Below are 26553 nucleotides of genomic sequence, written 5' to 3' on the forward strand. Positions count from 1 at the left end.
GGAAGCCGCCCGAATCCGTGAACGTCGGCCCGTGCCAGTTCATGAACTTCCCGAGGCCCCCGGCCTCGTCGAGAATCTCCGGACCCGGCTGAAGGTACAGGTGGTAGGCGTTCGCAAGAACGGCCTGGGCCCCCAAATCCCGCACCGACTCAGGGAGCACAGCCTTCACGGTCGCCTTCGTGCCGACCGCGATGAACGCGGGAGTCCTGATCTCCCCATGCGGAGTCGAGATGGTGCCAGTCCTGCCCAAGGTGCGGGCGCCGTCGACCGCCCTCAAGGGGGTGTCGACGCGGAAGGAGAACTCGGACTGGCGAGAATGGGAATTCGGCACCCCACCAGTCTGCCGCACGCCCCGTAGGTGCGATGGCTGGGCGCTTGCTGGGCGTTCCCACAGTACCCGCACAGAGTTTTCTCCTAATCTCGTGCAGTTGGCACGCTCGGCGGAGGCTGGAACCGGGCGGGGCAGGAGGACTGGATGAAGCACGATGGCGGCGCGCGGCGCGCACGGCTTCCGTTCGAGGGCGTCCTTGGCCGAACGGCTCGGGTACGGCGACGTCGGCTTGTCGTCGGGGCGGCGGGCACCGTGCTCCTGATCGCTGTGGGAACGGCCGGGATCACGAGCGCGAGCGCAGTGCGCGGCCACGCGCCCAATCTGCTTCCGGAGCCGCCTGCCTCCGCGGAGAGCCCGGCGCATCCGAAGGCAGTGACCGGTTCAGCGACAGCTTCGGCTGGCCCGTCGGATCAGCCTGCGTGGCAGCAGATGCCCTCTCAGATCTCGGCCGTCGTCTCGCAGTTCCTCTCAGATCAAGGTGCGGCCGGCATCGCCGTTGCGGTTTCGACGGGAGGCTCCTCATCCTCCGGCGGCAGCACGCGCTATGTCACGACCCAGGGCAATGCCGCGGACGGAGTCGCGTGGTCCACCGACACCCGTTCGGCCTTCCGGAGCATCACGAAGAGCTTCGTCGGCACGGTAGTCCTCCAGCTCGTCTCCGAGGGCAAGCTCGGCCTCGACGACCCCGTATCCCGCTACGTCCCGGACGTGGCCTCTGCGCAGTACGACGGATCGGACGCCGGGAGCTCGATCACCGTCCGCATGGCCCTCGAGATGCGGACCGGGCTCCCGGAGTTCTCCGGAACGCAGGGCTTCTCGGACCAGCTCAACACCGACTACACCGCACCCTTCACCGACGATCAGCTGCTCGGCTACGCGTTCGCCCAGCCCCTCGACTTCGCGCCCGGGAGCCAGTACGAGTACAGCAACACGAACTTCGTGCTGCTCGGCAAGGTCATCCAGGCCGTCACTGGGAACCCGTGGAATCAGGAAGTCCAGTCGAGGCTCCTGACCCCCCTCGGCCTCAGCTCCGTCGCCTACTCGGGCTCCGACGAGCCTGCGCCGCCCGTCGCGACCCCCTACGAGATCGACAGCGACTCGAATCTCGAGAGCCTCGCCCAGGTGAGCCCCTCGCTCTATGGGGCTTCGGGTGGCCTCTTCGGCAACATCGGCGACCTCCTGCGCTGGGGAACTGCGCTCGGCTCGGGCCAGCTCTTGCCCGCGTCCCTCCAGCAGCAGCGCCTCACCGCGATATCGAATCCCGCCTCAGACGATCCCCAGAGCCCCGAATACGACGCCTATGGCCTCGCAGCCGGCGAGCTCGACGGCTGGTGGGGCCACACCGGTACCGGTCTCGGCTATGAGTCGCTCACCATGTATCAGCCGAGCACCGGCATGACCGTGGCCATCCTCATCAACACCCAGCTGCCCAACCCGAACGGTCCCGCGATCCTGTTCAGGCAGCTCGAAGGATCGCTCAGCTCGCTCGGCTGATTCCTCGGAGGGGCACTCTGGCCCGGATGCGGCGCGGCCTCTTCCCGGCCACGTCAAACTGCGGTACAAAGACGGCGGGGGACAGACATATGCGCCTCCGCCCAGCTGATTTCCTGAGCACCAGGGAAGACAGCCGGACGGGCTGACAAGGAGGTCCTGATGTCCGGTCAAGAAAATCCGGCGCCCGACCAGCGCCCCATCCCAGCCGTCCCCGGAGCAAACGGGGGCCGGCGCGGCGAACCGCCGACCAGGGATACTCCGACACGAGGGCCTGCTCGACCGCTCCCGTACGTCATCGCGGGGATCCTGCTGGCTGCCGCGATCGTGATCCCGCTCCTGCCGCAGCTGTATTCGTCCGACGCCCCGCGTCTCGGCGGAATGCCGTTCTTCTACTGGTACCAGCTGCTGTGGGTCCCCCTCTCCGCCATACTGAGCAGCTTCGCCTACTGGCTCGTCACCACTGAGGACAGACGACGGCGCCGGGAGGCTCGGGCGGCAGCGGCCGGCTTCGAGGGGGGTGAGCGGGCATGACCCGTCCGATCAACTGGGTTGCGCTGATCATCGTCATCGTGCTCTTCGTGATCGTCGCGGTCATGGGCTTCATGGCCGCGCGCTGGCGGCGGAGCTCAGAGGTAACCGGCCTCCACAGCCTCGACGAATGGGGACTCGGCGGCCGCGGCTTCGGAACCTGGATCACGTGGTTCCTGCTCGGCGGCGACCTCTATACCGCCTACACGTTCGTCGCGGTTCCCGCGGCCATGTACGCCACCGGCGCGGTGAGCGGCTTCTTCGCGGTTCCGTACACGGTCGTGCTGTACCCGATCATCTTCATCATCATGAGCCGCCTGTGGTCGGTCTCGCACCGCCATGGCTATGTCACGGCGGCGGACTTCGTCGGCGGTCGCTACGGGAGCCGGTGGCTCTCGCTCGCCGTCGCACTCACGGGCATCGTCGCGACCATGCCGTACATCGCGCTGCAGCTCGTCGGCATCAAGGCTGTCCTGACTGTGCTGGGTCTCGGCAGCTCGCAGAACGCGCTGCTGACGGACCTTCCGCTCATCATCGCGTTCGTCGTGCTGGCGGCCTACACGTACACCTCCGGCCTGCGGGCGCCCGCGATGATCGCGTTCGTGAAGGACATCCTGATCTATCTCGCGATTATCGTCGCCGTCATCTACCTGCCGATCAAGCTGGGCGGATGGGACACGATCTTCAGTGCGGCCCAGTCCAAGCTCACGGCGACGAGTGCAGCCACGGGCAAGCCCGTCGGCGTGTTCATCCCGAGTCCCACGAACTACTCGGCGTACTGGACGCTCGCCCTCGGTTCCGCGATGGCGTTGTTCATGTACCCGCACTCGGTCACGGGTGTCCTCGCATCGAAGGGCCGCAACACGATTCGCCGCAACGCCGCGATCCTGCCCCTGTACTCGCTCATGCTGGGGTTCCTCGCGCTCCTCGGTTTCGTGGCGATCAAGGCCGGGACCAAGCCCATTGACCTGAACGGCACGGCGAACCCCCAGCTCGTGATTCCGCAGCTGTTCCTCGACGCCTTCCCGTCCTGGTTTGCGGGCATCGCGCTCGCCGCGATCGCGATCGGGGCGCTCGTGCCGGCGGCCATCATGTCGATCGCGGCGGCGAACATGTTCACGCGCAACATCTACCGGGACTTCTTCCGGCCTGACGTGAACCCCAAGACGGAGGCGAACGTCTCGAAGATCGTCTCGCTCCTCGTCAAGGTCGGCGCGCTCGTGTTCGTCCTCACCCTGGACCAGACCACAGCCATCAACTTCCAGCTCCTCGGCGGCGTCTGGATCCTGCAGACGTTCCCAGCAGTCGTCGCGGGCCTGTACACGCGATGGTTCGACCGCTGGGCGCTGCTCATCGGCTGGGCCACGGGCATCGTCTTCGGCACCTGGACGGCGTACGACGTCCTGAACCCGACGACCCACGCCCACTTCGGCGGATCACTGGCCAACATCCCCGGGACGAATGTCAGCGTGTACATCGCGATCTCGGCGTTCGTGCTGAACCTGGCCGTGGCGATCGTCCTCACGCTCGTGTTCCGCGCGTTCAAGGTCCCGCAGGGCGCGGACATGACGAGGCCGTCCGACTACGGAGCCGACGAGACCGACCCCAAGGTGGCCGAGATCGAGAAGGAGATCGGGTTCGTGGAGCCGGGAGGCCCCTCGCCCGTGGCGTGAGGCTCCCGGCTGACGCAGCCCCGTCAGCGCTTGACGGCGTCGAGCTCGATCTGGATCCGGCGATCGAGCTCGGCGCGGTCGAACGCTTCCGAGCCGCCGTGGGCGCGGAGGTGGAGGAGGGCGTCGAGCCGCAGGATGCGCCAGCTGCGCTCCTCGGCCTCGTCGCCCGTCTCGGCCGCACGCGCGACCTCCTTGTCGTACAGGTCCGGCTCGTTGAGCGTCCTCTGCCGGACCCGAGCGGCCATCTGAGCCCGGAACGGGTCGGCCTCCGCGGTCTCGGGGGCCCGGAGCAGCTCCGAGTACGCGGCCGAGCGGTCGTCCTCGCCGCGCTCGCGCGCCAGGTGGGCGGCGAGGGCGAGGCCCGATTCGACAGACGCCCAGCGGCCGGGGTTTCCGTCGAAGGGGACGACCGCGAGCAGGTCGGCCACCTTCTGGGCATTCTCGGGGTCGTTCTGGCCCACGTACAGTTCGAACGCGAGCTCGCGAAGGTCCTGGAGGCAGGCCCCCGACTTCGTGTTGATTCCCTTTGCGAGGCGTTCGCACAGCTCACGGACTGCGTGTCGCCCAGGGTGCACCGCGTCAATGTGCCGAATGAGGTCCTCGGGATGCCCCGCGAGTTGCGGAATGAGCCGGAGCTGGGCGGCGGTCGGGCCGCCGCTTGAGGCGCGGGCCTTGCCGGGAACGACGACGACGTCGCCCGTGTCGAGCGTGATCGTCGTCCCGGGGCGTTCGGGCTCGGCAGGCTCCTGGGCATCCGGCTCGGTGGCGGCCAGCCAACCCTCGGCGGGTCTGCGGTCACCCTCGGTGAGCGGATCGTCGTCGTCCGCCCCCCGGCCCCAGACGGCGGCGTAGGCCGGGTCCACGGGGCCGTCGGCCTCTGCGAGGGTGGCCCCTGCGGCCGCGCCCTCGTCGGCGCTGTCTCGGCGCAGGCCCTCGGGCTGCGGCGCCGCCGCGGGACCGGAGAACAGGAGGTCGGCCGGCCGCCCCGGGCGCGTTGCCGCGATCCGGGCGGAGGTGCCGTGCGCCACGCGGAGGTTCAGGTGGTTGTCGAGGACCGCGAAGTAGAGGGCCGGGTTGCCGTAGTCGTCGAGGACCGTGTCGATCTCGATGATCTCGGCCGTGCTCGTACCGTCCGGGAGCACGAGCCGGTGCCCAGGGCGCAGCTCGGAGGCGTCGATCGATCGGAACTGCTCGAGCGCGTGGGGGGTCGACCCGCTGGGCTCAGAATCTGGGCGGTACTGCATGGCGGAGTCCTCCAAGTCGCTGTCGGTCCGCGGCCCAGTCTATAAAGGTCCGGTAACGGTCTCTCCGAGGCGCGCCACGGCCGGACGGCCCGTTGAAGGTTCTGCCCGCGACGCCGGGCACGGTTCGGCCGCCGGGCAGGTTCAGGCGGCGACGCCCGCGAAGGCGAGGGCCTGGCGCACGAGCTCGCCGCGGCCGCCCATGAACTCGGCCTGCACGGGCCCGCTCAGCACATCCGCGGGGGACATCCACGTCAGTTCGAGGGCGTCCTGGCGCGGCTGGCACTCGCCCGCGACCGGGATGACGTAGGCGAGGGCGACCGCATGCTGCCGCTCGTCCGTGAAACCGGTCTGCGACGGCGAAGGAAAGTACTCGACGACGGTGAACGGGACCGGGCTCACCGGAAGCTGCGGGAGGGCGAGGGGCCCGAGATCCTTCTCGAGGTGCCGGAGGAGGGCAGCTCGGATGGTCTCCTTGTACAGCACGCGGCCCGAGACGAGAGTGCGCATCATGTTGCCCTCGTCGTCCGCCTGGAGGAGCAGGCCGACCTCGTTGACGTAGCCCAGGGGATCGAGGCGCACCGGGACGGCCTCGACGTAGAGCATCGGCAGCCGGTTCCTGGCCTCGTAGAGATCCTCAGGGGAGAGCCAGCCAGGGTAGGGGTCGGGTGTGCGCACTGCCATAGGTAAGTTTCTACAGCATCCGGTCCACGATGTCCCCGATGGCGGCGGGGTCAACGTGGGCGGGAGCGAGTCCCCGCGGGCCCCGCTACCCTTGCACCATGGCCGCTGAGTTGCCCGAGCTGCTCCTCCCCGACGCTGCCGCATGGCGGGCCTGGCTCGAGCAGAACCACGCCACGAGCCCCGGCGTGTGGCTCGTGCAGCACAAGAAGGGCGGCTCCGTGACCGAGCTGACCTACGGTGATGCCCTCGACCACGCCCTGTGCTTCGGTTGGGTCGACGGCCAGATCGGCCGGCGCGACGAGGGCAGCTACGTCACGCGTTTCACGCCGAGGGGGCCGAAGAGCAAGTGGTCGAAGCTCAATGTGGCCAACGTCGGGCGGCTCGAGAAGGCGGGCCTCATGACCGAGGCGGGCCGCGCCGTCGTCAATGCCGCGAAGGCGGACGGGCGCTGGGAACAGGCATACGCGGGCCAGGCCTCGGCCGAAGTCCCAGACGATCTGGCGGCGGCCATTGCGGCGAACCCGGCGGCTCAGGCGCTGTTCGAACAGCTCACCGCCGTCAACCGCTACGCGCTGATCTATCGGACGGGAGCCGTGAAGAAGCCCGAGACGAGGGCCAGGAAGATCGCGGACTTCGTGGACATGCTGGCCCGGGGCGAGACGATCTACCCGCAGAAGCGCCGAAAACTAGACTGATCGCATGTCACACGTACCCGAAGCGCGGCTGCACGCGACGGTCAAGGGCATGGTCCAAGGGGTCGGGTTCCGCTACTGGACCCGGGGCGAGGCCGACAGGCTGGGCCTCGTGGGCAGTGCCGGCAACAATCTGGACGGCACCGTCGAGATCGTGGCCGAGGGGAATCTCGACGACGTCGAGGCGTTCCTCAAGTGGCTGCAGTCGGGCGAGACGCCGGGACGCGTCGAGGGGGTCGAGGCCTCGATCGGGCCCGCGACGGGGGAATTCCGCCGCTTCTCGGTGTGGTGAGCACGGCGGCCAGCAGGAGTCGCCGTGGGCGGCGTCACGCCCAGCCGCGTAGATAGTCCAGCTGGGCCGCGACGGAGGTCTCGGCGGCGCGCCGGACCGAGGCGTCGACGTCGGCATACACGAGATCCGTGACCGCGGCGACGGGGGCCTCCGCGCCGAGACGCTCGAGCGCCGCGCGGATTTGCGCGAGCCGCTCCTCGCGGTGTGCGGCGTAGGCCCGGACGACCTCCCCAAGGTCCGGCAGGACGGGCCCGTGCGCGGGGAGCACGGTCTTCGACCCGAGGCTTTCGAGGCGCCGGAGCGACTCGAGGTAGTCGCCGAGCCTGCCGTCCGGGTAGGCGATGACGGTCGTGCCGCGGCCCAGGATGGTGTCGCCCGTCAGGACGGACCCCTGGTCGCCGTCGTCGGGGAGGAGCAGCGAGACCGAATCGGCGGTGTGGCCCGGGGTTGCGAGCACCTCGATCCGGACCCCAGCGGCCTCGATGACCTCGCCGTCCGCGAGCGGCGGCGCCGCGAAGCACAGCGACGCGTCGAGCGCCCGAACCGGTGCCCCCGTGATCCGATGGAATTCCTCCGCGCCCTCCGTGTGATCCGCGTGGTGGTGCGTGATGAGCACGAGTTCCACGCGCCCGGCAGCGGCGAGTTCGCCGAGGTGGGCCGCATCGAGCGGGCCGGGGTCGACGACGACGACGGCCGGCGCGTCGGCGCCCGCCGTCGGCCCGTGGACGTCCGGCATGGCCCCAGCGGAGAAACCCTCCGAGATGACGTACGAATTCGTCCCCTCGAGGCTCATCGGCCCGGGATTCGGCGCGAGACGATAACGGGTGAGTTCGGAACTCTGGACCCAACGCGAGGGCTGCGGTTCAATCACACGCCCAGCCTAGCGAGCGAGAAAAGAACGCCTCCCAGTTCTCAGGAGCCGAATTCTGGGTAATGATTGATGGACATCTCGAGCAATGGGACCGGCACGACGGCGTGCCATGCGTCGCTATTGACGGGACAGCAGCAATCATGCATTCCAGAGCACAGGGGGCCAGCGCATCCGGCACCCGCCCCGAACGGAAGTCTCCCCGCGCCGGGTCCGAGCGGGGCCGCCTCAGAGTCATCCGGCCCGACCGGCGTGAGCTCTCCTCGCTGCGGCAGTGGGAGCACCTCGTGTCGGATCTGCGGAAGGCGGGGTTGGCCGACGAGCAGGCCCGCGCGGAGGCTGCGCGGCTCCTCGCCGGCGATGTGTGGGGCGGCTAGGACCCTCGGCGGCGCCAACTGCGCTCCCTGCCGCGGGCGGGCCGGACTCATTCGGCGAGCGAGCTGAGCCCGGCCGACGGCTCCCCGAGCGGAAACGCGACGCCCTCGCCGATGACTCTGAGCGCGAGGTCCATGCCTTTGCGTGCCATCGCAGCGTTCCAGTGCCGGATCGTGATCACTTCGCCGCCCCCGGGGATCCGAGGGTCGATCGGCTGATCCGACGGCCGGTCCGCGAGCTTGATCCGCACCGAGGACTCGGGGCCGAAATAGTCCCAGTCGAGCACCGTCCCGTGGATGGGGGATTCCGACGCAATCCGGATCTGCTCGGGCCGGAGCATGATCTGCACGTGACCCTGCGCGGTGGGGTGCCGGACGGGAACGGGGCCCAGTGAGCACATCGCGAGACTGCCTTCGAGCCACGCGTCGAGGATCACGGCGTCCCCGAGGAATTCGGCCGTCGCTCGGTCCGCGGGCCGCGTATACACCACGAACGGGTTGCCGATCTGGGCGAGCTTCCCACCGCGCATGACCGCCACCTGGTCGGCGAAGCTGAGCGCCTCGGCCTGGTCGTGTGTGACGAGGATCGTGGTCACCCCGGCCTTCGCGAGCACCTTCGAGACGGCCCGCCGGGTAGCGACCCGCAGGCCGGCGTCGAGCGCGGAGAACGGCTCGTCGAGGAGCATGACCTCTGGCTTCCGGGCCATGGCCCGGGCGAGGGCGATGCGCTGCTGTTGGCCGCCCGAGAGCTCGTGGGGTCGGCGCTTCGCGTAGGAGCCGTCGAGGGCCACCATGTCGAGGAGCTCCTCGACCCGGGCCGCGATGGCCTTGCGGGAGCCGCCGTGCGCCCGATCGAGCCCGAACGCGATGTTCTGGCCCACGGTCAAATGGGGGAACAGGGCGCCGTCCTGGGCCACGTAGCCGATGTTGCGCCGATGGGCGGGCACCCACGCGTCGCCCGCGACGACGCGCCCGTCGAGCCTGATCTGGCCCGTGTCGGGCTCTTCGAAGCCTGCTATGAGGCGCAGGAGCGTCGTCTTGCCCGACCCCGACGGGCCAACGATCGCCGTCGTGCCTCCCCGGGCGACGTGCAGGTTGATGCCCTTGAGGACCTGCTGCCGCCCGAACGTCTTGGTGACCTCGTCGATCTCGAGGTGGTGGTCGGCGCTGTCCGCGATGGACCGGGCGACCCGAGGCTCGGGAAGGCGCGAGGCCGAGGTGGGGGTGGGGCTCTGTTCGGTCACTGGCCGGCCGCCTTCTTCGACTGCTGGAACAACAGGTAGGTCATGGGTGCGGAGAGCAGGATCATGAGCAGCGCGTACGGGGCCGCGCCCGTGTAGTCGATTCCGCTCGAGAGGTTCCAGAACTGCGTCGCGAGCGTGGACGTGCCCGTCGGGGCGAGCAGGAGGGTTGCCGTGAGCTCGTTGAGGACGGCCAGGAAGACGAGCGCCGCGCCGCCCGCAGCCGCTGGCGCGGCGAGGCGGAGGGTCACGCGGAAGAACGCCATGGCCGGGCGGCGTCCGAGGGCCCTCGCGGCCTCCTCGAGCTCCTTCGGCGCCTGGGCGAGCCCGGCGCGGAGGCTCACGAGCGCACGCGGGAGGAAGAGCAGGACGTACGCGACGACCAAGAGGAGCGTGCTCTGGTAGATGTCCGGGATGGCACGGAGCGCGACGGTCACGAACGCGAGGGCCAGAACGATCCCGGGCATCGAGCTCGTCACGTAGTTGGCGAGCTCGAGCGACTTGCTGAGCCATCCCGGGTACCTCACCGCGAGCCAGGAGAGAGGGAACGCCGCGGCCGTGGTCGCGAGCGCGCCGAGGAGGCCAAGCCAGAGGCTCTGGCCGAGGGCCGACGCGAGGTCGGCGGTCTCCCAGATCTGGGCACCGCCGTCGACAAGCCAGCGGCCGATCACGGCGAGGGGGACGCCGAGGGCGACGACGGCGACCCCGAGGAGCCCCAGCTGGGCGGGCAGTTCCCAGGTGCCGAGACGCGCGCGGGTCGGGGCGGCCTGGGCGCCCGAGCCGAGCTTCGCGTACCGCGCGGTGCCGCGGGCGCGGGCCTCGATGACGAGCATGACGAGACACAGGGCCACGAGGACGCTCGCGAGCATGTTGCCCGCGGAGCCGTTGAAGGTCGAGCGGTACTGCTCCATGATCGCCGTCGTGAACGTGTCGAAGCGCATCATCGCGAAGGCGCCGTATTCGGAAAGGAGGTGGAGGCCGACGAGGAGCGCGCCCCCGGTGACGGCGAGGCGCATCTGCGGGAGGACGACCCGGAAGAAGACCTTCCACGGACCGAGGCCGAGGGAGGCGGCGGACTGCTCGAGCGCCGGGTCGAGGCGAGCGAGTGTTGCCGCGGCCGGGATGTAGACCAAGGGGTAATACGAGAGCGTCGCGATGAAGACGCCCCAGCCGAGCCCCGCCATCGAGGGGACGACGGAGACCCACGCGTAGGCATTCACGAAGGCGGGGATGGCGAGCGGTGCTGCGAGCAGCACGGCCCAGATGCGATGAGCGCGGAGCCTCGTGCGCTCGACGAGCCACGCGCCGCCGATACCGATCACGAGGCACAGCGGCACGGTGATGACCACGAGCCAGATCGTGTTGCCCAGCAGTTCAAGGACGCGTGGCCGCACGATGAGCGCGATCGCGGTGTCCCAGCCTGTCGCGATCGTCATCGCGACGACGAAGCCGAGGGGCACGAGCGAGAGGGCGCCGATGAGGACGCCGAGGACCAAGACGGTCCAAGGCATCGAGCTGATGCGGCGCGCCGCGGAGCGGAGCCGGGCGCGGAAAGCCCCCAGCGGGCGGAGGCTCGTGCCTCCGTCCGCCGAGGGTGACCGGTGTTCCGGCGTGGCTGTGGTCTGCAACAAGGCCTAGAGCAGTCCTGCCTGGGTCATGAGGTCGGTGACCTGCTGGGAGTTGAGCTTCGCGGGGTCGGTGGCCGGCGCCTGCAGCTCTTGGAGCGGGGTGAGCTTGGGGTTCGCGGCCACTCCCGAGCCGACTGGGTACTCGAACGACGAGCCCGTCTGGAGAATCTTCTGCCCGTCTGCGCCCGTGACAAACGCGAGGAACTTCTGCGCCGCCGTCTGGTGCTTGCTCGAGGCGAGCACGCCACCGCCCGAGACCGAGACGAAGGCTCCCGGGTCCTGGTTCTTGAAGTAGTACAGGCCGACGTTGTTCGAGTTCTCGCCGGTCTTCGCCTGATCCCCGAACCAGTAGTAGTGGTAGATGACAGCCGCGTCGATCTCGCCCGAGTTGACCGCCTTCATCGCGGTCGTGTTCCCCTGGTAGGTCTTCGCGTTGCTCTTCATGGCCTTGAGCCAGTCGAGCGTGGCGCCTTCACCCTTGAGCTGGAGCATCGCGGAGACGATGGCCTGGAAGTCGGCGCCCGAGGGGGCCGCGCCCCAGCGGCCCTTCCACGATGCGTCGGCCAGATCCATGATGGACTTCGGGAGATCGCTCGCCTTGACCTTCGTCTTGTTGTAGGCGAGGACGGTCGAGCGGGCGGCGATGCCGACCCACTTCCCGGTGGACGGCCGGTAGGCCTGCGGCACGTTCGCGATCGCCTGCGAGCCCGGGTCCCCGAGCAGGCCCGCGTTCTCGACAGCGCTCATGGCTGGCGAGTTCTCGGTGAGGAAGACGTCCGCCGGGGAGTTCTTCCCCTCCTGGATGAGCTGTTGGCCCATCTCCGTGTCGTCGCCGTTGCGCAGGTTGACCTTGATGCCCGTCTGCTTCGTGAACGCGTCGACCCACGCCTGCGTGAGTTCCTGATGCTGCGCGTTGTAGACCGTGATGGTGTCGGTCGGGCCGCCGGTGGCCCCCGCCGAACCGGAGGATGAGCCGGGTGCGCTGCCGCACGCCGAGAGGCCGAGCGCAGCAGCCGCGGCGATCGCGATGCCCGCGAGGGCCTGGGAACGGATCTTCACAGAAGGTCCTTTCGTAGCTTGGGGGCCGGCACGCGAGGGCCAGCCCGAAGGGCGCGGTGAGGCTTCGACGTCGAGGGTGGAGGCGGTGCCTCCGAGAACGACTGTAGGTTAGCCACACCTAACCTTCGCCCGAATCTGGCCTAATTGTGATGCAAATCACATCAATTACGCAATTTTGGCGTGCCCTAATTACCGCGTGCGACCCTGTGGGCGGCCTCGAGCAGCGTCCAGGCTTGCACTTGGGTGCACAGCTCCACCGCCGTCCGCTGGCCCGGACCGTGGGGATACGACGACGACGCGAGGTCGCCCGGGTGGGCGGGGAAGACGAGGCGGGGCCCGTTCGCGGCGGCGGAGCCCGGCGCGCGTCCCAGATCCTTGCTGTGCCGCTCCTCGCGGCCGCGCCAGAGCGCCTCGGCCGTGTCGCTGACGAGCCGGCCGGCGATGGCACGCGTCGACTCGGGGAGCCGGGGGTCGACGGCGGCGAGGGCGAGATAGCGCGCGAGGATGCCCATGAAGAGACCGCCGTCCCCGCCCCCGTGCGCTTTCAGGGGGCGGCCGCGCGTCGTCGTCCCCGTCGCTCCCGCGACCACGACGGTGAGCTCGCGATCGACGGCCGCGACGAGCGCCCCGGCATGGCCCAGGTTGGCCGGGCCGTGGTCACCGAGTTCGAGCAGTGCACCCAGGACCGTCCCCTGGTTGTACGCCCAGATGTCCCGCGTCACGCTCGGTTCTTCGCCCTTTCGGGGAACGTGGATGCCGTCGAGGAAGAGGCCCTGCTCGGGGTCGAAGAGCGTCTCGTAGAGCCAGTCGACGAGGGACTGGGCCCGCACGCGATCGCCTGCGCGGGCGAAGAACAGGGCAGCCGGACCCGTCGTCGCGGTGTTCTTGTACTGGCGGCGGGTGTTCCAGAACATCCCTCCTCCGAGGTCGTCCGTGTGGGCTGCCTCGAGCCGCTTCCCCAGTCCTCGGAGGGCCGTGGCTGCAGGAGGAAGGCCTTGGCCGGTCAGCCTCCGCGCGAGGCCTTCCGCGCGCTGGGAGGCAAGCGCGAGCCACGCCATGTCGTCGAAGAACATGTTGGGGAAGCGGCCGAAGTTGCGCACTCGGATGCCGCGCAGGTGCCTCTGGGCCAGGGTGAGCCACGGTTGCGCGCTCGCCCCGTCCCCGGACCCGGCGGCTTCCCTCTCCGCGGCGTCGACAAGGCAGTCGAGGAGGTGTGCCTGCCACCAGTAGTGCCACTCGCTCCAAGGGAGCTGAGGGCGCCGGTGTGGATCCTGGATCCAGGCCAGCCACGTGGCGCGGATGCCGAGGGTCTCGTGCCCGAACGATCCGGTGACGCTCTCGGCGGCAGCGTCCGCGCGCGCGGCGGCGGTCTCGGGAGTGCTCACCCCACCACGTTAGCCAGACTGCGGGCCGCGCGCGGGCACCTGTGCTGCCCTGAGCGGCATCTCCGGTGCATATTCCACACGGAGATGCGGTTGAGGCAAGCAGATGCGCAATGGGTGACGGCGCCCCCCTAGACCGTTAGGATGGGCTCGGTTAGCGATCATTAACTGAAGCCAGCTCGGGCTCGACTTGCCCTCGGAATCGGGAGGATCCATGGATCTCGCTGGTGCCACAGCACTCGTCACGGGCGGCGCCTCAGGTCTCGGCGCTGCCACCGCGCGGCGCCTGCACGACGGCGGGGCCGGCGTCGTCGTCGTCGACCTTCCGGGGAGCCGCGGCGCGGAGTTCGCCGAGGAGCTGACCGCCTCGCGCAGGGGCGGACCGCCCGTGCTCTTCGCCGCCGCCGACGTGACGGACGAGGCTCAGGTGGCCGCCGCCGTCGACCTCGCCGTGTCCGACGCCTCCGGGCCCGGTCCGCTCAGGATCGTCGTGAACTGCGCCGGGATCGCGACGCCGGGCAGGGTCCTGGGACGGGACGGGGTGCTGCCGCTCGAGCAGTTCGAGCGGGTGGTGCGAGTCAACCTGTTCGGGACGTTCAACGTGCTGCGCCTCGCCGCGGCGGCGATGGTGCAGGCGGAGCCGGTGACCACGGAGCTCGGCGGCCCGGAGCGCGGGGTGATCGTGAATACGGCGTCGGTGGCCGCGTTCGAGGGGCAGATCGGCCAGCCAGCGTACTCGGCCTCGAAGGGCGCGGTGCACGCGATGACCCTGCCCATCGCGCGGGAGCTCGCACGCTCGCTCATCCGCGTCGTGACGATCGCCCCCGGGATCTTCGAGACTCCCATGATGGCGGGTCTCTCGGAGGAGGCGCAGGCATCGCTTGGCCAGCAGGTGCCGCACCCCGCGCGGCTCGGCCGGCCGGGGGAGTACGCGAACCTCGTGGCGCACATCGTGGACAACGCGATGCTCAACGGCGAGACGATCAGGCTCGACGGCGCGATCCGGATGGCGCCGAAATAGGGTCCCGGCCCGGCGCCCCTCTCGTTGCCCCGTCACCTTCGCAGGGTGCGCACCCTGCGAAGGTGACGGCGCAAGCTTCTGCGGCCGCGCCCTGCGAAGGTGACGGGACCCGGCGCGCGCCGTGACCTATCGGGACCGGGGGCCGCTGGGCGCCGTCACTGGCCGTCACTCGTCGTCGAGCATCTTCTCGCCGGCCTCGACGGCGAGGTCGAGGGAGTTGTCCCTCACAGGCATCGGGCACGTTCCATAGGGGGTGAACGCGCTCGGGTAGTTGATCGTGCGGTTGAAGTCGAGGGTCACCGTGCCGTCCGGACGCGGGCGCGCGGTGGTGACTTTGCGCCAGTCCTCGGTCGTGCGGCCGTTGGTCTCGTCGTGGAACGTGATCGTGAGATCGCCGAGCCTGCCCTGCTCAGCCTGGAGCCGGTACTCACGCCCGTTGCGGTGGAACACGACCTCGCCAGCGGAGCGGTGGACGCCGTCGACGAGGGGGTTGGCGGTCGAGATCGGCACCTCGCGCGGCTCGGGGTACGGTTCCCAGCTGGCTTCGATCACCCAGGCGGGGTCGTAGTCGAAGACCGGGACGCCGCGGAACTCGGTCCGCGTGGGCGACTGGGAGTCCCGCGTGCGGATCGCGTAGCGGCCGCCGCGCATGGCGAGTTCGACGACGATCGTCCCGTAGCGCACCCAGTTCAGGGACTCCTCGTTGGACAAGTGGGCGCTGAATGTCCCGTCCACGGGGTCGCCCTCCTCGTCGAAGACGAGGCCCTCGTCCGCATGCGCCGTCAGCACCGCCGTCTCGAGGCCGACCGATTCGGAGGTGGACCAGAGGCCCGGGACGAGCTCGACCGGCGACGGCTCGGGCGTGAGCCATTGGAGGGACGTGAGCGTGAGCCAGCCGTGCTCTTCGGCGAGCGCGTTGTTGCGGTTCTCGCGAAAGCGCTGCCAGCGGGCGAGTTGTTCAGCTTCGTTGGTGGAACCCTCAAGAGTGTCCGTCATGAACCCACCTTGACCCCACCCGCGCGTCCCTGCAAGGGCCGTGCGCGGCCGACCTGTGGAGTATCACCGTCCCTGAACGGCATAACCGTCCCGCATGCAGGACGGTTATGGCGCTGGGAGACGGCCGTGTAGCTGGGAGACGGCCGCGTCGCCGGGGGACTGCCAGGCGGCCGGGAGCCGGCGAGCGGTCAGGCCACTCGAGTCTCGAGCACCGCCGCGACCCCGAAGGCGCCGAGGACGGTCCCGGTGATGCGGTCGATCCACGTCCGGAACTTGGGCCCTTCGAGCCACTTCCGGAAGAAGTGGGCCGCGCCGACTATTGCGACGAACCACATCACGGCCTCGATGTTGCTGACCACGGTGAGCATGAGCCCCATCCACACGGCGGGGACGCCCGGCACGAGGAACTGGGGGATGACCGCGATGCAGAACATCCCGTACTTCGGGTTGAGGAGGTTCGAGACGAGGCCCTTGGCCCAGGTCCGCCCCAGCGGCTCGTTGCCCAGGCGGGCCGCCGCAAGGGGTGTCCCGCCGCCGTCGTCCGCCGTGCCCGGCCTCCTGAACGAGGCGCGCCACAGGCCGAACGCAAGCCAGACCATGTAGACGGCGCCGGCCAGCCGAAGGGCGTCGTAGGCGACGGTCGAGACGGTCAGGAGCGCCGAGACGCCGGTGGCCGCGGCGACGCCCCACACGAAGGCCCCCGAGATCATGCCCAGCGCCGCGATGTATGCGTGGCGGCGGCCCTGGCTCAGGGTGTAGCGGAGGACGAGAGCGGTATCGGTACCGGGAATCACCGTGATGAGCGCAGCGAGCGCGGCGAAACCCAGCAAGGAATTCTGGAGGGTCACCGACTCAGGATACGTTGGCGGCATGCCGAGCTACCGCGCCGTCCTCCAGATCACCGGGCTTCGCCCGGGCCACCCTCCCGAGAGGGTCATGGAGGCGGCGGAGGAGGCCCTCGGGTCCCGGCACCTGGTCGAGGCGACGCAGCTCGACGTCGTGCGCGGCGTCCCCCAGATCACGCTCCGCTTCCTCGTCGAGGCAGCGTCCGACGACGACGAAGCGGCCGCCGCGTGGGCGTCGGCTCTCGCGATGCACGAGGCGGTGGACGAAGTCGCGACGACGGGGCGGCTGCGGGTCCTGCGGCAGCGGCGGGGGAAGTGGGTGCCGGCCTAGGGCCGTATCCTGCAGGCACGAGCTACGGAAGGAATCCCATGGCTGCCTCCATGCCTGCACCTCTCGGATCGACTGTCGGCGCGAACACGCTCGGATCATTGGACCGCTGGTGGCGGGCGGCGAACTACCTCACGCTCGGGCAGATCTACCTCCTCGACAACCCGCTGCTGCGTCGTCCGCTCGCCAGGGAGGACGTCAAGCCGCGCATCCTCGGCCACTGGGGCACCTCGCCGGGACTGAACTTCCTCTACGCGCACCTGAACCGCGCGATCGGGGACCGTGGCCTGGACACGATCTTCATCGCGGGCCCCGGGCACGGAGGCCCCGCGATGGTCGCGAACGCGTACCTCGACGGCACGTACAGCGAACTGTGGCACGACGTGGACCGGAGCGAGGAAGGCCTGCGGCGCCTCTTCCGGCAGTTCTCCTTCCCGGGCGGGATTCCCTCGCACGCGGCTCCCGAGACCCCGGGGTCGATTCACGAGGGCGGCGAGCTGGGCTACTCGCTCTCCCACGCCTACGGGGCGGCGTTCGACAATCCCCATCTCCTCGTCGCGTGCGTGGTGGGCGACGGCGAGGCCGAGACCGGTCCCCTCGCAACCGCCTGGCACTCCAACAAGTTCCTGAATCCGGCCAAGGATGGCGTGGTCCTGCCGATCCTCCACCTCAATGGGTTCAAGATCGCCAATCCGACGGTCCTCGCCCGGATCCCCGAGAGAGAACTCCTCGCGCTCATGCGCGGCTACGGCCACACCCCGTACCAGGTCACCGTCGGGTACGACGGCGAGGACCATCTCGAGGCCCATGCGAGGTTCGCGGCCGTGCTCGACGAGGCGCTCGACCACGTCGCAGCCCTCAAGGCCGACGCAGCGGCGGGAAGGCTTTCCGAGAGGCCTGCGTGGCCCATGGTCATCTTCCGGTCGCCCAAGGGCTGGACCTGCCCGAAGGTGATCGACGGGCACCCCGCCGAGGGGAACTGGCGCGCGCATCAGGTCCCGCTCACACAGGCCCGCGACTCGGAGGAGCACCTTCGGCTCCTCGAAGACTGGCTCCGCTCGTACCGGCCCGAGGAGCTGTTCGACGACGACGGCGCCCCCGTCCCGGCAGCGACGGAGCTCGCACCGGTCGGGGAGCGCCGGATGAGCGCGAATCCGGTCGCGAACGGCGGCCTGCTCCGGCAGGAGCTGAGCCTGCCCGACTTCCGCGACTACGCGGTGGACGTCCCTGCCCCGGGCGGATCGACGAGCCAGGCGACCGAGGTCCTGGGCCGATGGCTGCGGGATGTGATCCGCCTGAACCCGGACACGTTCCGGCTCTTCGGCCCCGACGAGACGGCCTCTAACCGGCTCCAGGACGTCTTCGAGGTCACCGACAAGCAGTGGGACGGCGAATACCTTCCCATCGACGCGGACAACCACTTGGCCCGGGCGGGACGGGTCATGGAGATGCTGAGCGAGCACCAGTGCGAGGGATGGCTCGAGGGCTATCTCCTCACGGGGCGGCACGGCGTCTTCACCTCCTACGAGGCGTTCATCCACATCGTCGACTCGATGTTCAACCAGCACGCGAAATGGCTCGAATCCGCGAAGCGGATCCCGTGGCGCCGTCCCGTGTCCTCGCTCAATTACCTGCTCAGCTCCCATGTGTGGCGCCAGGACCACAACGGGAACTCGCATCAGGACCCGGGGTTCATCGACCACGTGGTCAACAAGAAGGCCGACGTCGTGCGCGTCTACCTGCCCTTCGACGCCAACACCCTGCTGTCGACGTACGATCACTGCCTCCGCTCGGTCGACTACGTCAACGTCGTGGTGGCCGGCAAGCAGCCGGAGTTCAACTGGCTCACGATCGACGAGGCGATCGCGCACTGCACGCGCGGTCTGGGGATCCTCGAATGGGCGGGCACGGAGACCCAAGGCGAGGAGCCCGACGTCGTCCTGGCCGCGGCCGGGGACGTGCCGACGCTCGAGGTCCTCGCCGCGGCCGCCATCCTGAGGAAGGCGATTCCCGAGCTCAAGGTCCGCGTGGTCAACGTCGTGGACCTCATGCGCCTCCAAAGCGAAGGCGAGCACCCGCACGGGCTATCCGACAGCGAATACGACGCCGTCTTCACGGCGGGCAAGCCGGTCATCTTCGCCTACCACGGCTACCCATGGCTCATCCACCGTCTCGCGTACCGCCGGCATGGGCACCCCCACCTCCACGTGCGCGGGTACAAGGAGGAAGGCACGACGACGACCCCGTTCGACATGGTCATGCTCAACGACATGGACCGGTACCGCCTGGTCATGGACGTGATCGATCGCGTGCCCGGGCTCACCGGGCGCTACGGCGCGCTCCGCCAGGAGATGCAGGACGCGCGCCTCAGCGCCCGGCAGTACACCCGCGAACACGGCGAGGACCACCCGGACGTGGCGGGGTGGTCGTGGGATCCGTCGGCCGGGTCCGGGGCCAACGCGTCCTTCAGCGACACGGGGGACGACGCGCGGTGAGCGCCGGCGGATCGCCGCTCGTCAGGCCGCGGCGACGAAGACGTCGGCCATGTCCTCGTTGAAGAGGACGAATTCGACGAGTTCCACGGTCTGCGTGTCGGCCTCGCGAACCGCGTCGACCGCCGTGCGGGCGACGACGCGCGGGTCCCATCCGTAGATCCCGGCCGAAATCGCGGGGAACGCCACCGAGGCGGCGCCGAGGCTGTCGGCCAGCGTGAGGCTCTCGAAGAACGCCGAGCGCAGGAGGTCGGGGTCGCGCTCGCCCGCGTGCCAGTTGGGCCCGACGGTGTGGATTACCCAGCGTGCGGGCAGACGGAAGGCGGGGGTCGCGACGGCGTGGCCGACGGGGAGCCCTTCGCGGTAGTCCTTGCGGCGCAGTTCCTGACAGGCCTCGAGGAGCTCCGGGCCAGCGGCGAGGTGGATAGCGCCGTCGACGCCGCCGCCCCCGAGGAGGGAACTGTTGGCGGCGTTCACGATCGCGTCGACGCGACGAGTCGTGATGTCACCGGTGACGATGTCGATCCTCATGGGACCAGTGTGGACCAGAAGTGGAAGTGAGCCAATGCCCCCAGATCCGGCTCCCCGGATTTAGTGACCATTCCGTGCTGCGAATGACAGAAAATGTCAATTGGCTTCTCTTGCCGCTTCCTGGAGCTCCAGCCGGCTGCGGAATTCGGTCTCCCGCCCGCTGAGGGGATCGCGGAAGCGGATCGTTCGGGCGAGGAGCTGGAGCGGGCGCGTGAAGTCGTCCGGCGCCTTGTCGAGCAGCAGGGGATAGAACGGGTCGTGCATGATTCCCGCACCGAGCCCTGCCATGTGGACGCGGAGCTGATGGGTCTTGCCAGTGTGCGGCTCGAGGCGGAACAGTGCCCGCGTGCTCGCCGGGGTGCGGTCCATGCGGAGCAGGCTGATGCGCGTCTCGGCATTGGGCTCGCCGTCGACGACGCTCGCAAGGAGATAGTCCCGCGACTTCACCATCCGGTTGCGGACCGTGACGGGTTCCGCGAACTGCTCGAGGAACCGTTCGTCGTCGCCCGCCGGGGCCAGCGAGACGCACTCGTACTCCTTCTGGACCTTCCGCCGCTCGAACAGCACCTGGTACCGCCCTCGCGTCTCCGGGTTGACGGCGAAGAGGAGGACCCCCGCCGTCATCCGGTCGAGTCGGTGCATGGGAACGAGGTCGGGGAGGCCGAGCTCGTTGCGGAGGCGGACGAGCGCCGACTCCTGGATGTAGGTCCCGCCCGGCGTCGTGGGGAGGAAATGCGGCTTGTCGACCACGACGACGTGCTCGTCCCGGTGGAGGATCGAGAGCTCCACGGGCAGCCGCTCCTCGGCCGGGAGGGTGCGGTAGTACCAGATGAAGGTGTGCTCCTCGAGCGGGGTGGCCCGATGCAGGGGCGAGCCGTCCGCCCCGACGATCTCGCCGTCGTCGAACCTCTGAAGGATCCCGTCCGGGTCGATGTGCCCCCACCGGTGCAGCATGTAGTCGAGCGCCGTCTCCCACGGCCCCTCCGCGGGCAGGCGAAGGCGCGTTGCATTGACGCCGTCGCGCACGGGGAGGGGTGATTGCATCACCATTCAAGGGTAGCCGTGCCGCGGAAGGGATCGCGCGGATCGCGCCAGTCGTAGAATCCGCAGGACAGGGGTCCCGGGTGCGGCATCGGAGAAGGAGATCAGGAAGTGGAGGACGTCGCTCAGTTCGGGCTCGTCGTCCTGGTCGTCGCCTTCGCGGCCCTGGCGGCGGTCCTGTCCAATCGAATCAGCGCATGGCTCCGGATTCCCGCGCCGGTGATCTTCCTCGTGTGCGCGGCGGGGGTGTCCGACCTCTTCCCCCAGCTCGGGGAGCTGTCCACCACCGCTGTGCAGCGCGTCGTGACAGTCGCGTTGGTGGTGGTGCTGTTCGACGGCGGGATGCACATCGGCTGGGAGCGATTCCGGTCTGCCGCGTGGCCGGTGCTGCTGACCGGCATCATCGGGACGTTCGCCACAGCTGCCGGGCTGGCACTCGCCGCCCACGCGCTGTTCGGACTCGACTGGCCTACGGCGCTCGTGCTCGGCACCGCCCTGTCTCCCACCGATCCCGCGGTTGTGTTCTCGGTTCTGGGGCGCCGCGAGGTCATCGGTCGCACGGGCGTGATCCTCGAGGGCGAATCAGGGGCAAACGATCCGGTCGGCATTGCCCTCATGGTGAGCCTGCTGGCCGCTGGGGGCGCGGGCGGCATCGACGCTCCAGGGGTGATCGGCAGCTTCATCCTCCAAATGGGCGTCGGAGCCCTCGTCGGCATGGTGGGCGGAATGCTCTTGCTGACCTTCATGCGGCGCGTCCAACTACCGAGCGAGGGCCTCTACGCCCTGCGCACTCTCGCCGGGGCCCTCGCGCTCTACGGCGTGGCCACCGTCGCCCACGGTTCCGGGTTTCTGGCGGTGTTCATCGCGGGGATCATCATCGGCGACGAGGGTGCGCCGTACAAGGCGGACATCAGGCGCTTCCACTCGTCCCTCGCGAGCATCGCCGAGATCGTGGTGTTCGTCGTCCTGGGCCTGACGGTCGACCTCCGTACCCTGGCCGACGGGAACGCCTGGCTGATCGGCCTCGGTCTCGCCGTCCTGCTCTCTCTCGTGATCCGGCCGCTGTTCGTGGGGCTCGTGCTCCTCCCCGTGAGGCTCCGGTGGGGGGAGCGGATCTTTGTGCTGTGGTCTGGGTTGAAGGGGGCCGTGCCGATCCTCTTGGGAACCTTCGTGTTCGGGTCCGGCCTGCCGGGGACGACGCGGATCTACGACGTGATCTTCGTGGTCGTTGCCTTCTCGGTGCTCGTCCAGGGCGGGCTGGTTCCCTGGGTGGCCGCGCGCTGCGGGGTGCCCATGAGGAAGGTCGAGCCCACCCCGTGGGGACTGGGCCTGCGGTTCCGGGAGCCGCCCACAGGCCTCCGGCGCTACCGTGTGGCGCCCGGAGCGACGGCGGACGGCCAGGCCATCGAGGACCTTGGCCTCGCGGAGGGCATCTGGGTCAGCTTCGTCCTCCGGCAGGGCCAACCGCTTCAGGTGCACGCGTCGACCGTCCTGGCCGCAGGGGACGAGGTCCTGCTCCTCGTGGATCCCGAGGAGGCGGACCCCGAGGGCTTGTTCGTTCGCGGTTCGTCGTCGGAAGGAGGCCCTCCCAGCGCTGTCGCGAGCCGGTCCACCCTCGGCGGGTGGATCGCCCGCGTGGTCCAGCGGCGGAGGAATCGCTGAGTCCGGTGGGCGGGAACGGACGACGCCGGGCGTGCGGCGAGCGCCGGGCGTGCGGCGAGCGCCGGCCGGCCGCCCGCGTCCGGCGGCCACCATGCGGACGCCAGGCGCGGTGCGGGCGCCGCCTGCTGTAGTCTCTGGCGCTGAGGAAGTTCCCCCGGCTCACAGTATCCGGCGTCGCGTACGAGCCCCGATCCCTGTGGAGTGCCCGCATGCCCCCGCTTTCCCCCACTGAACCTGACCTGACGTCTGGGCCCGCAGGCCCGGCCGCCACGGGCCCTGCGGCCGAGCTCCGCGCCGACGTCCGCCGCGTCTCGACGCTGCTCGGCGCTTCGCTCGTCCGGCAGCATGGCCCGGAGCTGCTGCGCCTCGTGGAGGAGGTGCGGCTCCTGACCAAGGAGTCCAAGGAGGCGGCGCGCGGCGGGGCGGGCGCGCTCGGGCCGTGGAACGCGGCCGACGTCGCAGCCCAGGTCCGTGAGCTGCTCGCCTCCCTGCCCGTCGACGAGGCGACCGAACTCGTGCGGGCCTTCGCCTTCTATTTCCACCTCTCCAACGCGGCGGAGCAGCTGCACCGCGTCCGCGAGCTCGGGACGCGACCCGAGAACTCGGGGTGGCTTGCGGCCGCCGTGCGCGACATCGCGGATCAGGCGGGGCCCGGGGTGCTTCAGGAGGTCGCGACGTCGCTCGACGTCCGCCCCGTCTTCACGGCCCACCCGACCGAGGCCTCGCGCCGCTCGGTCCTCGACAAGCTGCGCGCGGTCTCGAAGATCCTCTCGGTGCCCTCGACCGAGGGGACCGAGCTGCGTCGCCGTCAGGATCGCCACCTCGCTGAGATCATCGACCAGATGTGGCAGACGGACGAACTGAGACAGGTCCGCCCCACGCCCGTGGACGAGGCTCGCAACGCGGTCTACTACCTCGGCCAGATCCTCGGCGGGCCCCTCCCCGAGGTGCTCGACGAGCTCTCGGGCCTCCTCGCCGAGCACGGGGTGACCCTGCCCTCGACGTCCTCGCCTCTTCGGTTCGGCTCGTGGATCGGCGGAGACCGCGACGGCAACCCGAACGTCACGCCCGACGTGACGCGCGAGATCCTCGCGCTCCAGAGCCAGCAGGCCGTGCGGATCGCCGTGCGGCTCGTCGACGAGCTCATCAGCATCCTTTCGAATTCCGCGGCGATCGCAGGCGTCGAGCCCGAGCTGCTCGAATCGATCGACGCCGACCTCGCGAAGCTGCCGGGCCTGGACAAGCGCGTTCTCGAGCTCAACGCCCAGGAGCCGTACCGCCTCAAACTCACGTGCATCAAGGCGAAGCTCCTCAACACCGGTCGGCGCATTTCCGCCGGTACCGCGCACGAGCCCGGCCGTGACTACGCCGCGACTTCGCAGCTCGCCGAGGATCTTGCCGTGCTCGACCGCTCCTTGCGCGAGCATGCGGCCCAGCTGGCGGCCGACGGCGCGCTGGCCACCGTGCGCCGCGTCGTCGCCTCGTTCGGGCTGCACCTCGCGACGGTCGACATCCGCGAGCACGCGGACTACCACCACGAGGCGGTCGGCCTGCTCCTCGATCCGCTCGGCGAGCTCTCCCGGCCGTATCTCGAGCTTCCGCGGGCCGAGCGCAGGCGCATCCTCGCGCTCGAGCTCGGCAGCCGCCGTCCTCTGTCGGGCCACCCCGTCGAGCTCCCGGGGCACGCAGCCCGGGTGTACGAGACGATGCGGGTCATCCGCCAAGCCCGGCGCGTCTACGGCCCCGACGTCATCGAGACCTACATCGTGTCGATGACCCGCGGCGCCGACGACGTCCTCGCGCCGGCACTCCTCGCCCGCGAGGCTGGCCTCGTGCGGCTGTTCGGCGAGGCGCCGTACGCGCACATCGGGTTCGCACCGCTGCTCGAGACCGTCGACGAGCTCCGTGCGTCCGCCGAGATCATCGACCAGCTCCTCTCCGAGCCCGCGTACCGCGAGATCGTGCGGCTCCGCGGTGACGTGCAGGAGGTCATGCTCGGGTACTCCGATTCCAACAAGGAGTCCGGCGTGCTGACGAGCCAGTGGGAGATCCACAAGACCCAGCGCAAGCTCCGGGACGTGGCGGCGCGGCACGGCGTCCGGCTCCGCCTGTTCCATGGGCGCGGCGGCTCCGTGGGCCGGGGCGGGGGCCCGACCTATGACGCGATCATGGCCCAGCCGAACGGTGTCCTCGAGGGCGAGATCAAGTTCACGGAGCAGGGCGAGGTCATCAGCGACAAGTACTCGCTCCCCGAGCTCGCGAGGGAGAACCTCGAACTCTCCCTCGCCGCCGTCATGCGCGCCTCCGCGCTGCACCGCGCCCCGCGCACGACAGTGGACGAGCGCGAGCGCTACGGCGAGCTCATGGACCTCATCTCGGATGCCGCCTTTGCGCGCTATCGCAAGCTCATCGACGATCCGGACCTGCCGGCGTACTTCGTGACCTCGACGCCGGTCGAGCAGCTCGGGCAGCTCAACATCGGCTCGCGTCCCTCCAAGCGTCCGGACTCGGGCGCCGGCCTCGGCGGCCTCCGCGCGATCCCGTGGGTGTTCGGGTGGACCCAATCGCGCCAGATCATCCCGGGCTGGTTCGGCGTCGGGTCCGGGCTCCGCGCCGCGCGCGAGGCCGGGAAGGACGCCGAGCTGCGCGAGCTCCAGGAGCGGTGGCCGTTCTTCCAGTCCGTCATCTCCAACGTGGAGATGACGCTTGCCAAGACCGATCTCGAGATCACGTCGCACTACGTCTCTTCGCTCGTGCCCAAGGAACTGCACCACATCTTCGAGGACATCCGGGACGAATACGAGCTCACCGTCGCCGAGGTCGAGCGCCTGACCGGCGAACGCGACCTCCTCGAGGCCGCGCCGACGCTCAAGCGGACCCTTGAGATCCGCGATCAGTACCTCGACCCGATCAGCTACCTTCAGGTCGAGCTCCTGCGGCGCATCCGGGAGAGCGCGGCCGACGACGGCCAGCCCGGTGAACGGGAGATCGACGAGCGGCTCCAGCGGGCGCTGCTCATCACGATCAACGGCGTCGCCGCCGGGCTGCGCAACACGGGGTGACGGCGGGGCCGGCCGAAGGTCGGGCAGCGCGTTCCTAGGGTACTTGGGCTCTTAACATCGCCCGAGCTCTCGCCCAAGCTAGTGTCCAGCGGGCCCCATGCCCGTGCCCGAGAGGGCGGCTCCAACAGTGAGGGAAAGAGAGGTTGTGCCGTCATGTCAGATCTGACCAGGTGGTTCGATTCCCGGCGATCGCCGTTTGAGCTGTTCCAGAGACTGTTCGAGGGCGAAGACGTCGCTTCGGCCGGGATCAAAGTCGAGGAACTGGTCGAGGACGGAAAGCTCGTCGTGCGTGCCGAGCTCCCCGGGATCGACCCTGAGCGGGACGTCGACGTCAGCATCTCGGAAGGGCAGCTCCGTATTGACGCCCATCGCGAGGAGCGGCAGGAGGAGAAGGAAAAGGGCGGCTACCGCACCGAATTCCGCTACGGCTCGTTCACCCGCACCCTCGCGCTTCCAGAGGGCGCCTCGGCCGACGACGTCACGGCGACGTACACCGACGGGGTGCTCGAGGTCCGCGTCCCGATCCCGGAGCAGAAGCCCGCGCGGATCTCGAACAAGATCGAGGTCAAGCGCGGCTGACGTCCGGGAGCCCGGTCCGGAGCGGGAGCCCGTCCATTCGGGAGCCAGGTCTATTGGGGGACTTGGCTCTCGTTTCATCGTGCTGTTGGCCGCACTTGCTCACCGATCCGCCGCCGGTTCACTGACGTGCCGTCGGTTCACTGACGTGCCGCCGGTTCACTGACGCGCCGCCGGATGGTTCCGCGCGATGAACAGGGCGGCCTGCGTCCGCCGCTCGAAGCCGAGCTTGGCGAGGAGAGAGGAGACGTAGTTCTTGACCGTCTTTTCGGCGAGGAACAGTTCGCTTCCGATCTCGCGGTTCGTCAGGCCCCGGCCGATGAGTTCGACGACGCGCCGCTCCTGTGGGCTGAGCAGGGCCAGCCTCGGGTCGACCTTCTGCTCCGGGGTGAGCTTGGCAAGAACCTTCGCCTTCGCGTCCTCACTGAACAGCGACTGGCCTGCGGCTGCGCGCCTCAGCGCTGAGATGAGCTCGGTGCCGCGGATCTCCTTGAGCACGTATCCGCTCGCCC

Annotated in this window: 25 protein-coding genes; 12 read left to right on the forward strand and 13 right to left on the reverse strand. The window is 69.5% G+C overall.

What is annotated here, in order from left to right:
• A partial coding sequence (locus V7053_RS10100; RefSeq protein WP_443022602.1) for a tRNA-guanine transglycosylase occupies positions 1–331 on the reverse strand: 331 nt, incomplete at its 3' end.
• 144 nt (positions 332–475) lie between these two features.
• On the opposite strand from V7053_RS10100, the gene V7053_RS10105 reads away from it, so the two are divergent.
• The 3 genes from V7053_RS10105 (at position 476) to mctP (ending at position 4026) form a co-directional block, all read left to right on the forward strand.
• On the forward strand, positions 476–1825 hold the full coding sequence (locus V7053_RS10105; RefSeq protein ID WP_334172154.1) for a serine hydrolase domain-containing protein: 1350 nt from the start codon (positions 476–478) through the stop codon (positions 1823–1825).
• A gap of 159 nt (positions 1826–1984) precedes the next feature.
• Positions 1985–2356 (forward strand): DUF3311 domain-containing protein, encoded by a 372-nt coding sequence (locus tag V7053_RS10110; protein ID WP_334172155.1) that lies wholly within the window; start codon positions 1985–1987, stop codon positions 2354–2356.
• Positions 2353–4026, forward strand: a complete 1674-nt coding sequence (gene mctP / locus V7053_RS10115) for a monocarboxylate uptake permease MctP (RefSeq protein WP_334172156.1) — start codon at positions 2353–2355, stop codon at positions 4024–4026. The genes V7053_RS10110 and mctP overlap by 4 nt, the downstream gene beginning before the upstream one ends.
• Positions 4027–4049: 23 nt before the next feature.
• Here the strand turns inward: mctP and V7053_RS10120 are convergent, their stop codons facing one another.
• Complete coding sequence (locus V7053_RS10120; protein WP_334172157.1) at positions 4050–5270, reverse strand: DUF6707 family protein; 1221 nt, start codon at positions 5268–5270, stop codon at positions 4050–4052.
• A gap of 141 nt (positions 5271–5411) precedes the next feature.
• Positions 5412–5951 (reverse strand): NUDIX hydrolase family protein, encoded by a 540-nt coding sequence (locus V7053_RS10125; protein WP_334172158.1) that lies wholly within the window; start codon positions 5949–5951, stop codon positions 5412–5414.
• A gap of 98 nt (positions 5952–6049) precedes the next feature.
• On the opposite strand from V7053_RS10125, the gene V7053_RS10130 reads away from it, so the two are divergent.
• Both V7053_RS10130 and V7053_RS10135 read left to right on the forward strand, forming a co-directional pair.
• Positions 6050–6646, forward strand: a complete 597-nt coding sequence (locus tag V7053_RS10130) for a YdeI/OmpD-associated family protein (RefSeq protein ID WP_334172159.1) — start codon at positions 6050–6052, stop codon at positions 6644–6646.
• Between the two features lie 4 nt (positions 6647–6650).
• Entirely contained in the window at positions 6651–6935 is a 285-nt protein-coding gene (locus V7053_RS10135) for an acylphosphatase (RefSeq protein WP_334172160.1), read from the forward strand.
• 34 nt (positions 6936–6969) lie between these two features.
• Here V7053_RS10135 and V7053_RS10140 read toward each other — a convergent pair whose 3' ends face one another.
• Complete coding sequence (locus V7053_RS10140) at positions 6970–7806, reverse strand: MBL fold metallo-hydrolase (protein ID WP_443022603.1); 837 nt, start codon at positions 7804–7806, stop codon at positions 6970–6972.
• Between the two features lie 140 nt (positions 7807–7946).
• Between V7053_RS10140 and V7053_RS10145 the strand changes: the two genes are divergently transcribed.
• Positions 7947–8180: a hypothetical protein gene (locus V7053_RS10145; protein ID WP_334172161.1), complete on the forward strand. Its 234-nt coding sequence runs from the start codon at positions 7947–7949 to the stop codon at positions 8178–8180.
• Positions 8181–8227: 47 nt separating this feature from the next.
• Here V7053_RS10145 and V7053_RS10150 read toward each other — a convergent pair whose 3' ends face one another.
• From V7053_RS10150 to V7053_RS10165, 4 genes are all read right to left on the reverse strand, one after another.
• A complete protein-coding gene (locus V7053_RS10150) occupies positions 8228–9421 on the reverse strand; it encodes an ABC transporter ATP-binding protein (RefSeq protein WP_334172162.1) in 1194 nt (397 codons plus the stop codon).
• A complete protein-coding gene (locus V7053_RS10155; RefSeq protein WP_334172163.1) occupies positions 9418–10929 on the reverse strand; it encodes an ABC transporter permease in 1512 nt (503 codons plus the stop codon). The genes V7053_RS10150 and V7053_RS10155 overlap by 4 nt, the downstream gene beginning before the upstream one ends.
• A 123-nt stretch (positions 10930–11052) precedes the next feature.
• Complete coding sequence (locus tag V7053_RS10160) at positions 11053–12105, reverse strand: iron ABC transporter substrate-binding protein (RefSeq protein WP_334172164.1); 1053 nt, start codon at positions 12103–12105, stop codon at positions 11053–11055.
• 185 nt (positions 12106–12290) lie between these two features.
• Complete coding sequence (locus V7053_RS10165) at positions 12291–13490, reverse strand: glycoside hydrolase family 76 protein (protein WP_334172165.1); 1200 nt, start codon at positions 13488–13490, stop codon at positions 12291–12293.
• A 211-nt stretch (positions 13491–13701) separates the two neighbouring features.
• Between V7053_RS10165 and V7053_RS10170 the strand changes: the two genes are divergently transcribed.
• The gene (locus V7053_RS10170) at positions 13702–14508 is read left to right on the forward strand and encodes an SDR family NAD(P)-dependent oxidoreductase (protein WP_334172166.1); all 807 of its coding nucleotides are present in this window, start codon (positions 13702–13704) and stop codon (positions 14506–14508) included.
• Between the two features lie 165 nt (positions 14509–14673).
• Here V7053_RS10170 and V7053_RS10175 read toward each other — a convergent pair whose 3' ends face one another.
• Positions 14674–15504, reverse strand: coding sequence for a DUF1684 domain-containing protein (locus V7053_RS10175; RefSeq protein WP_334172167.1), 831 nt, complete (start codon positions 15502–15504; stop codon positions 14674–14676).
• A gap of 188 nt (positions 15505–15692) precedes the next feature.
• Positions 15693–16352 carry a LysE family translocator gene (locus V7053_RS10180; protein ID WP_334172168.1) on the reverse strand — a complete coding sequence of 220 codons (660 nt, stop codon included), beginning with the start codon at positions 16350–16352 and terminating at the stop codon, positions 15693–15695.
• A gap of 22 nt (positions 16353–16374) precedes the next feature.
• Between V7053_RS10180 and V7053_RS10185 the strand changes: the two genes are divergently transcribed.
• Together V7053_RS10185 and V7053_RS10190 are read left to right on the forward strand one after the other, a co-directional pair.
• The gene (locus V7053_RS10185; RefSeq protein ID WP_334172169.1) at positions 16375–16680 is read left to right on the forward strand and encodes a hypothetical protein; all 306 of its coding nucleotides are present in this window, start codon (positions 16375–16377) and stop codon (positions 16678–16680) included.
• A 38-nt stretch (positions 16681–16718) separates the two neighbouring features.
• Positions 16719–19172, forward strand: a complete 2454-nt coding sequence (locus V7053_RS10190) for a phosphoketolase family protein (RefSeq protein ID WP_334172170.1) — start codon at positions 16719–16721, stop codon at positions 19170–19172.
• 21 nt (positions 19173–19193) lie between these two features.
• Here the strand turns inward: V7053_RS10190 and V7053_RS10195 are convergent, their stop codons facing one another.
• Entirely contained in the window at positions 19194–19700 is a 507-nt protein-coding gene (locus V7053_RS10195; protein ID WP_334172171.1) for an O-acetyl-ADP-ribose deacetylase, read from the reverse strand.
• Between the two features lie 96 nt (positions 19701–19796).
• On the reverse strand, positions 19797–20744 hold the full coding sequence (locus V7053_RS10200) for a pseudouridine synthase (protein WP_334172178.1): 948 nt from the start codon (positions 20742–20744) through the stop codon (positions 19797–19799).
• A 108-nt stretch (positions 20745–20852) separates the two neighbouring features.
• Here V7053_RS10200 and V7053_RS10205 point away from each other — a divergent pair, with 108 nt between their 5' ends.
• The 3 genes from V7053_RS10205 (at position 20853) to V7053_RS10215 (ending at position 26044) form a co-directional block, all read left to right on the forward strand.
• Positions 20853–22403: a cation:proton antiporter domain-containing protein gene (locus tag V7053_RS10205; RefSeq protein ID WP_334172172.1), complete on the forward strand. Its 1551-nt coding sequence runs from the start codon at positions 20853–20855 to the stop codon at positions 22401–22403.
• Positions 22404–22612: 209 nt separating this feature from the next.
• A complete protein-coding gene (ppc, locus tag V7053_RS10210; RefSeq protein ID WP_334172173.1) occupies positions 22613–25465 on the forward strand; it encodes a phosphoenolpyruvate carboxylase in 2853 nt (950 codons plus the stop codon).
• A gap of 153 nt (positions 25466–25618) precedes the next feature.
• Positions 25619–26044: an Hsp20/alpha crystallin family protein gene (locus V7053_RS10215; protein ID WP_334172174.1), complete on the forward strand. Its 426-nt coding sequence runs from the start codon at positions 25619–25621 to the stop codon at positions 26042–26044.
• A gap of 156 nt (positions 26045–26200) precedes the next feature.
• On the opposite strand, the gene V7053_RS10220 is transcribed toward V7053_RS10215, so the two are convergent.
• A partial coding sequence (locus tag V7053_RS10220; RefSeq protein ID WP_334172175.1) for a response regulator transcription factor occupies positions 26201–26553 on the reverse strand: 353 nt, incomplete at its 5' end.

The organism is Sinomonas sp. (assembly GCF_036848755.1).
In the GTDB taxonomy this organism is placed as follows: Bacteria; Actinomycetota; Actinomycetes; order Actinomycetales; family Micrococcaceae; genus Sinomonas.

Excerpts from the sequence above, each read along its gene's own strand:
- V7053_RS10155 (WP_334172163.1), bottom strand. The coding sequence starts at position 10,929 with ATGCCTTGGACCGTCTTGGTCCTCGGCGTCCTCATCGGCGCCCTCTCG.
- V7053_RS10190 (WP_334172170.1), top strand. The coding sequence starts at position 16,719 with ATGGCTGCCTCCATGCCTGCACCTCTCGGATCGACTGTCGGCGCGAAC.
- V7053_RS10175 (WP_334172167.1), bottom strand. The coding sequence starts at position 15,504 with ATGACGGACACTCTTGAGGGTTCCACCAACGAAGCTGAACAACTCGCC.
- V7053_RS10120 (WP_334172157.1), bottom strand. The coding sequence starts at position 5,270 with ATGCAGTACCGCCCAGATTCTGAGCCCAGCGGGTCGACCCCCCACGCG.
- mctP (WP_334172156.1), top strand. The coding sequence starts at position 2,353 with ATGACCCGTCCGATCAACTGGGTTGCGCTGATCATCGTCATCGTGCTC.
- V7053_RS10130 (WP_334172159.1), top strand. The coding sequence starts at position 6,050 with ATGGCCGCTGAGTTGCCCGAGCTGCTCCTCCCCGACGCTGCCGCATGG.
- V7053_RS10145 (WP_334172161.1), top strand. The coding sequence starts at position 7,947 with ATGCATTCCAGAGCACAGGGGGCCAGCGCATCCGGCACCCGCCCCGAA.
- V7053_RS10215 (WP_334172174.1), top strand. The coding sequence starts at position 25,619 with ATGTCAGATCTGACCAGGTGGTTCGATTCCCGGCGATCGCCGTTTGAG.
- ppc (WP_334172173.1), top strand. The coding sequence starts at position 22,613 with ATGCCCCCGCTTTCCCCCACTGAACCTGACCTGACGTCTGGGCCCGCA.
- V7053_RS10110 (WP_334172155.1), top strand. The coding sequence starts at position 1,985 with ATGTCCGGTCAAGAAAATCCGGCGCCCGACCAGCGCCCCATCCCAGCC.
- V7053_RS10135 (WP_334172160.1), top strand. The coding sequence starts at position 6,651 with ATGTCACACGTACCCGAAGCGCGGCTGCACGCGACGGTCAAGGGCATG.
- V7053_RS10105 (WP_334172154.1), top strand. The coding sequence starts at position 476 with ATGAAGCACGATGGCGGCGCGCGGCGCGCACGGCTTCCGTTCGAGGGC.
- V7053_RS10170 (WP_334172166.1), top strand. The coding sequence starts at position 13,702 with ATGGATCTCGCTGGTGCCACAGCACTCGTCACGGGCGGCGCCTCAGGT.
- V7053_RS10200 (WP_334172178.1), bottom strand. The coding sequence starts at position 20,744 with ATGCAATCACCCCTCCCCGTGCGCGACGGCGTCAATGCAACGCGCCTT.
- V7053_RS10185 (WP_334172169.1), top strand. The coding sequence starts at position 16,375 with ATGCCGAGCTACCGCGCCGTCCTCCAGATCACCGGGCTTCGCCCGGGC.
- V7053_RS10125 (WP_334172158.1), bottom strand. The coding sequence starts at position 5,951 with ATGGCAGTGCGCACACCCGACCCCTACCCTGGCTGGCTCTCCCCTGAG.
- V7053_RS10195 (WP_334172171.1), bottom strand. The coding sequence starts at position 19,700 with ATGAGGATCGACATCGTCACCGGTGACATCACGACTCGTCGCGTCGAC.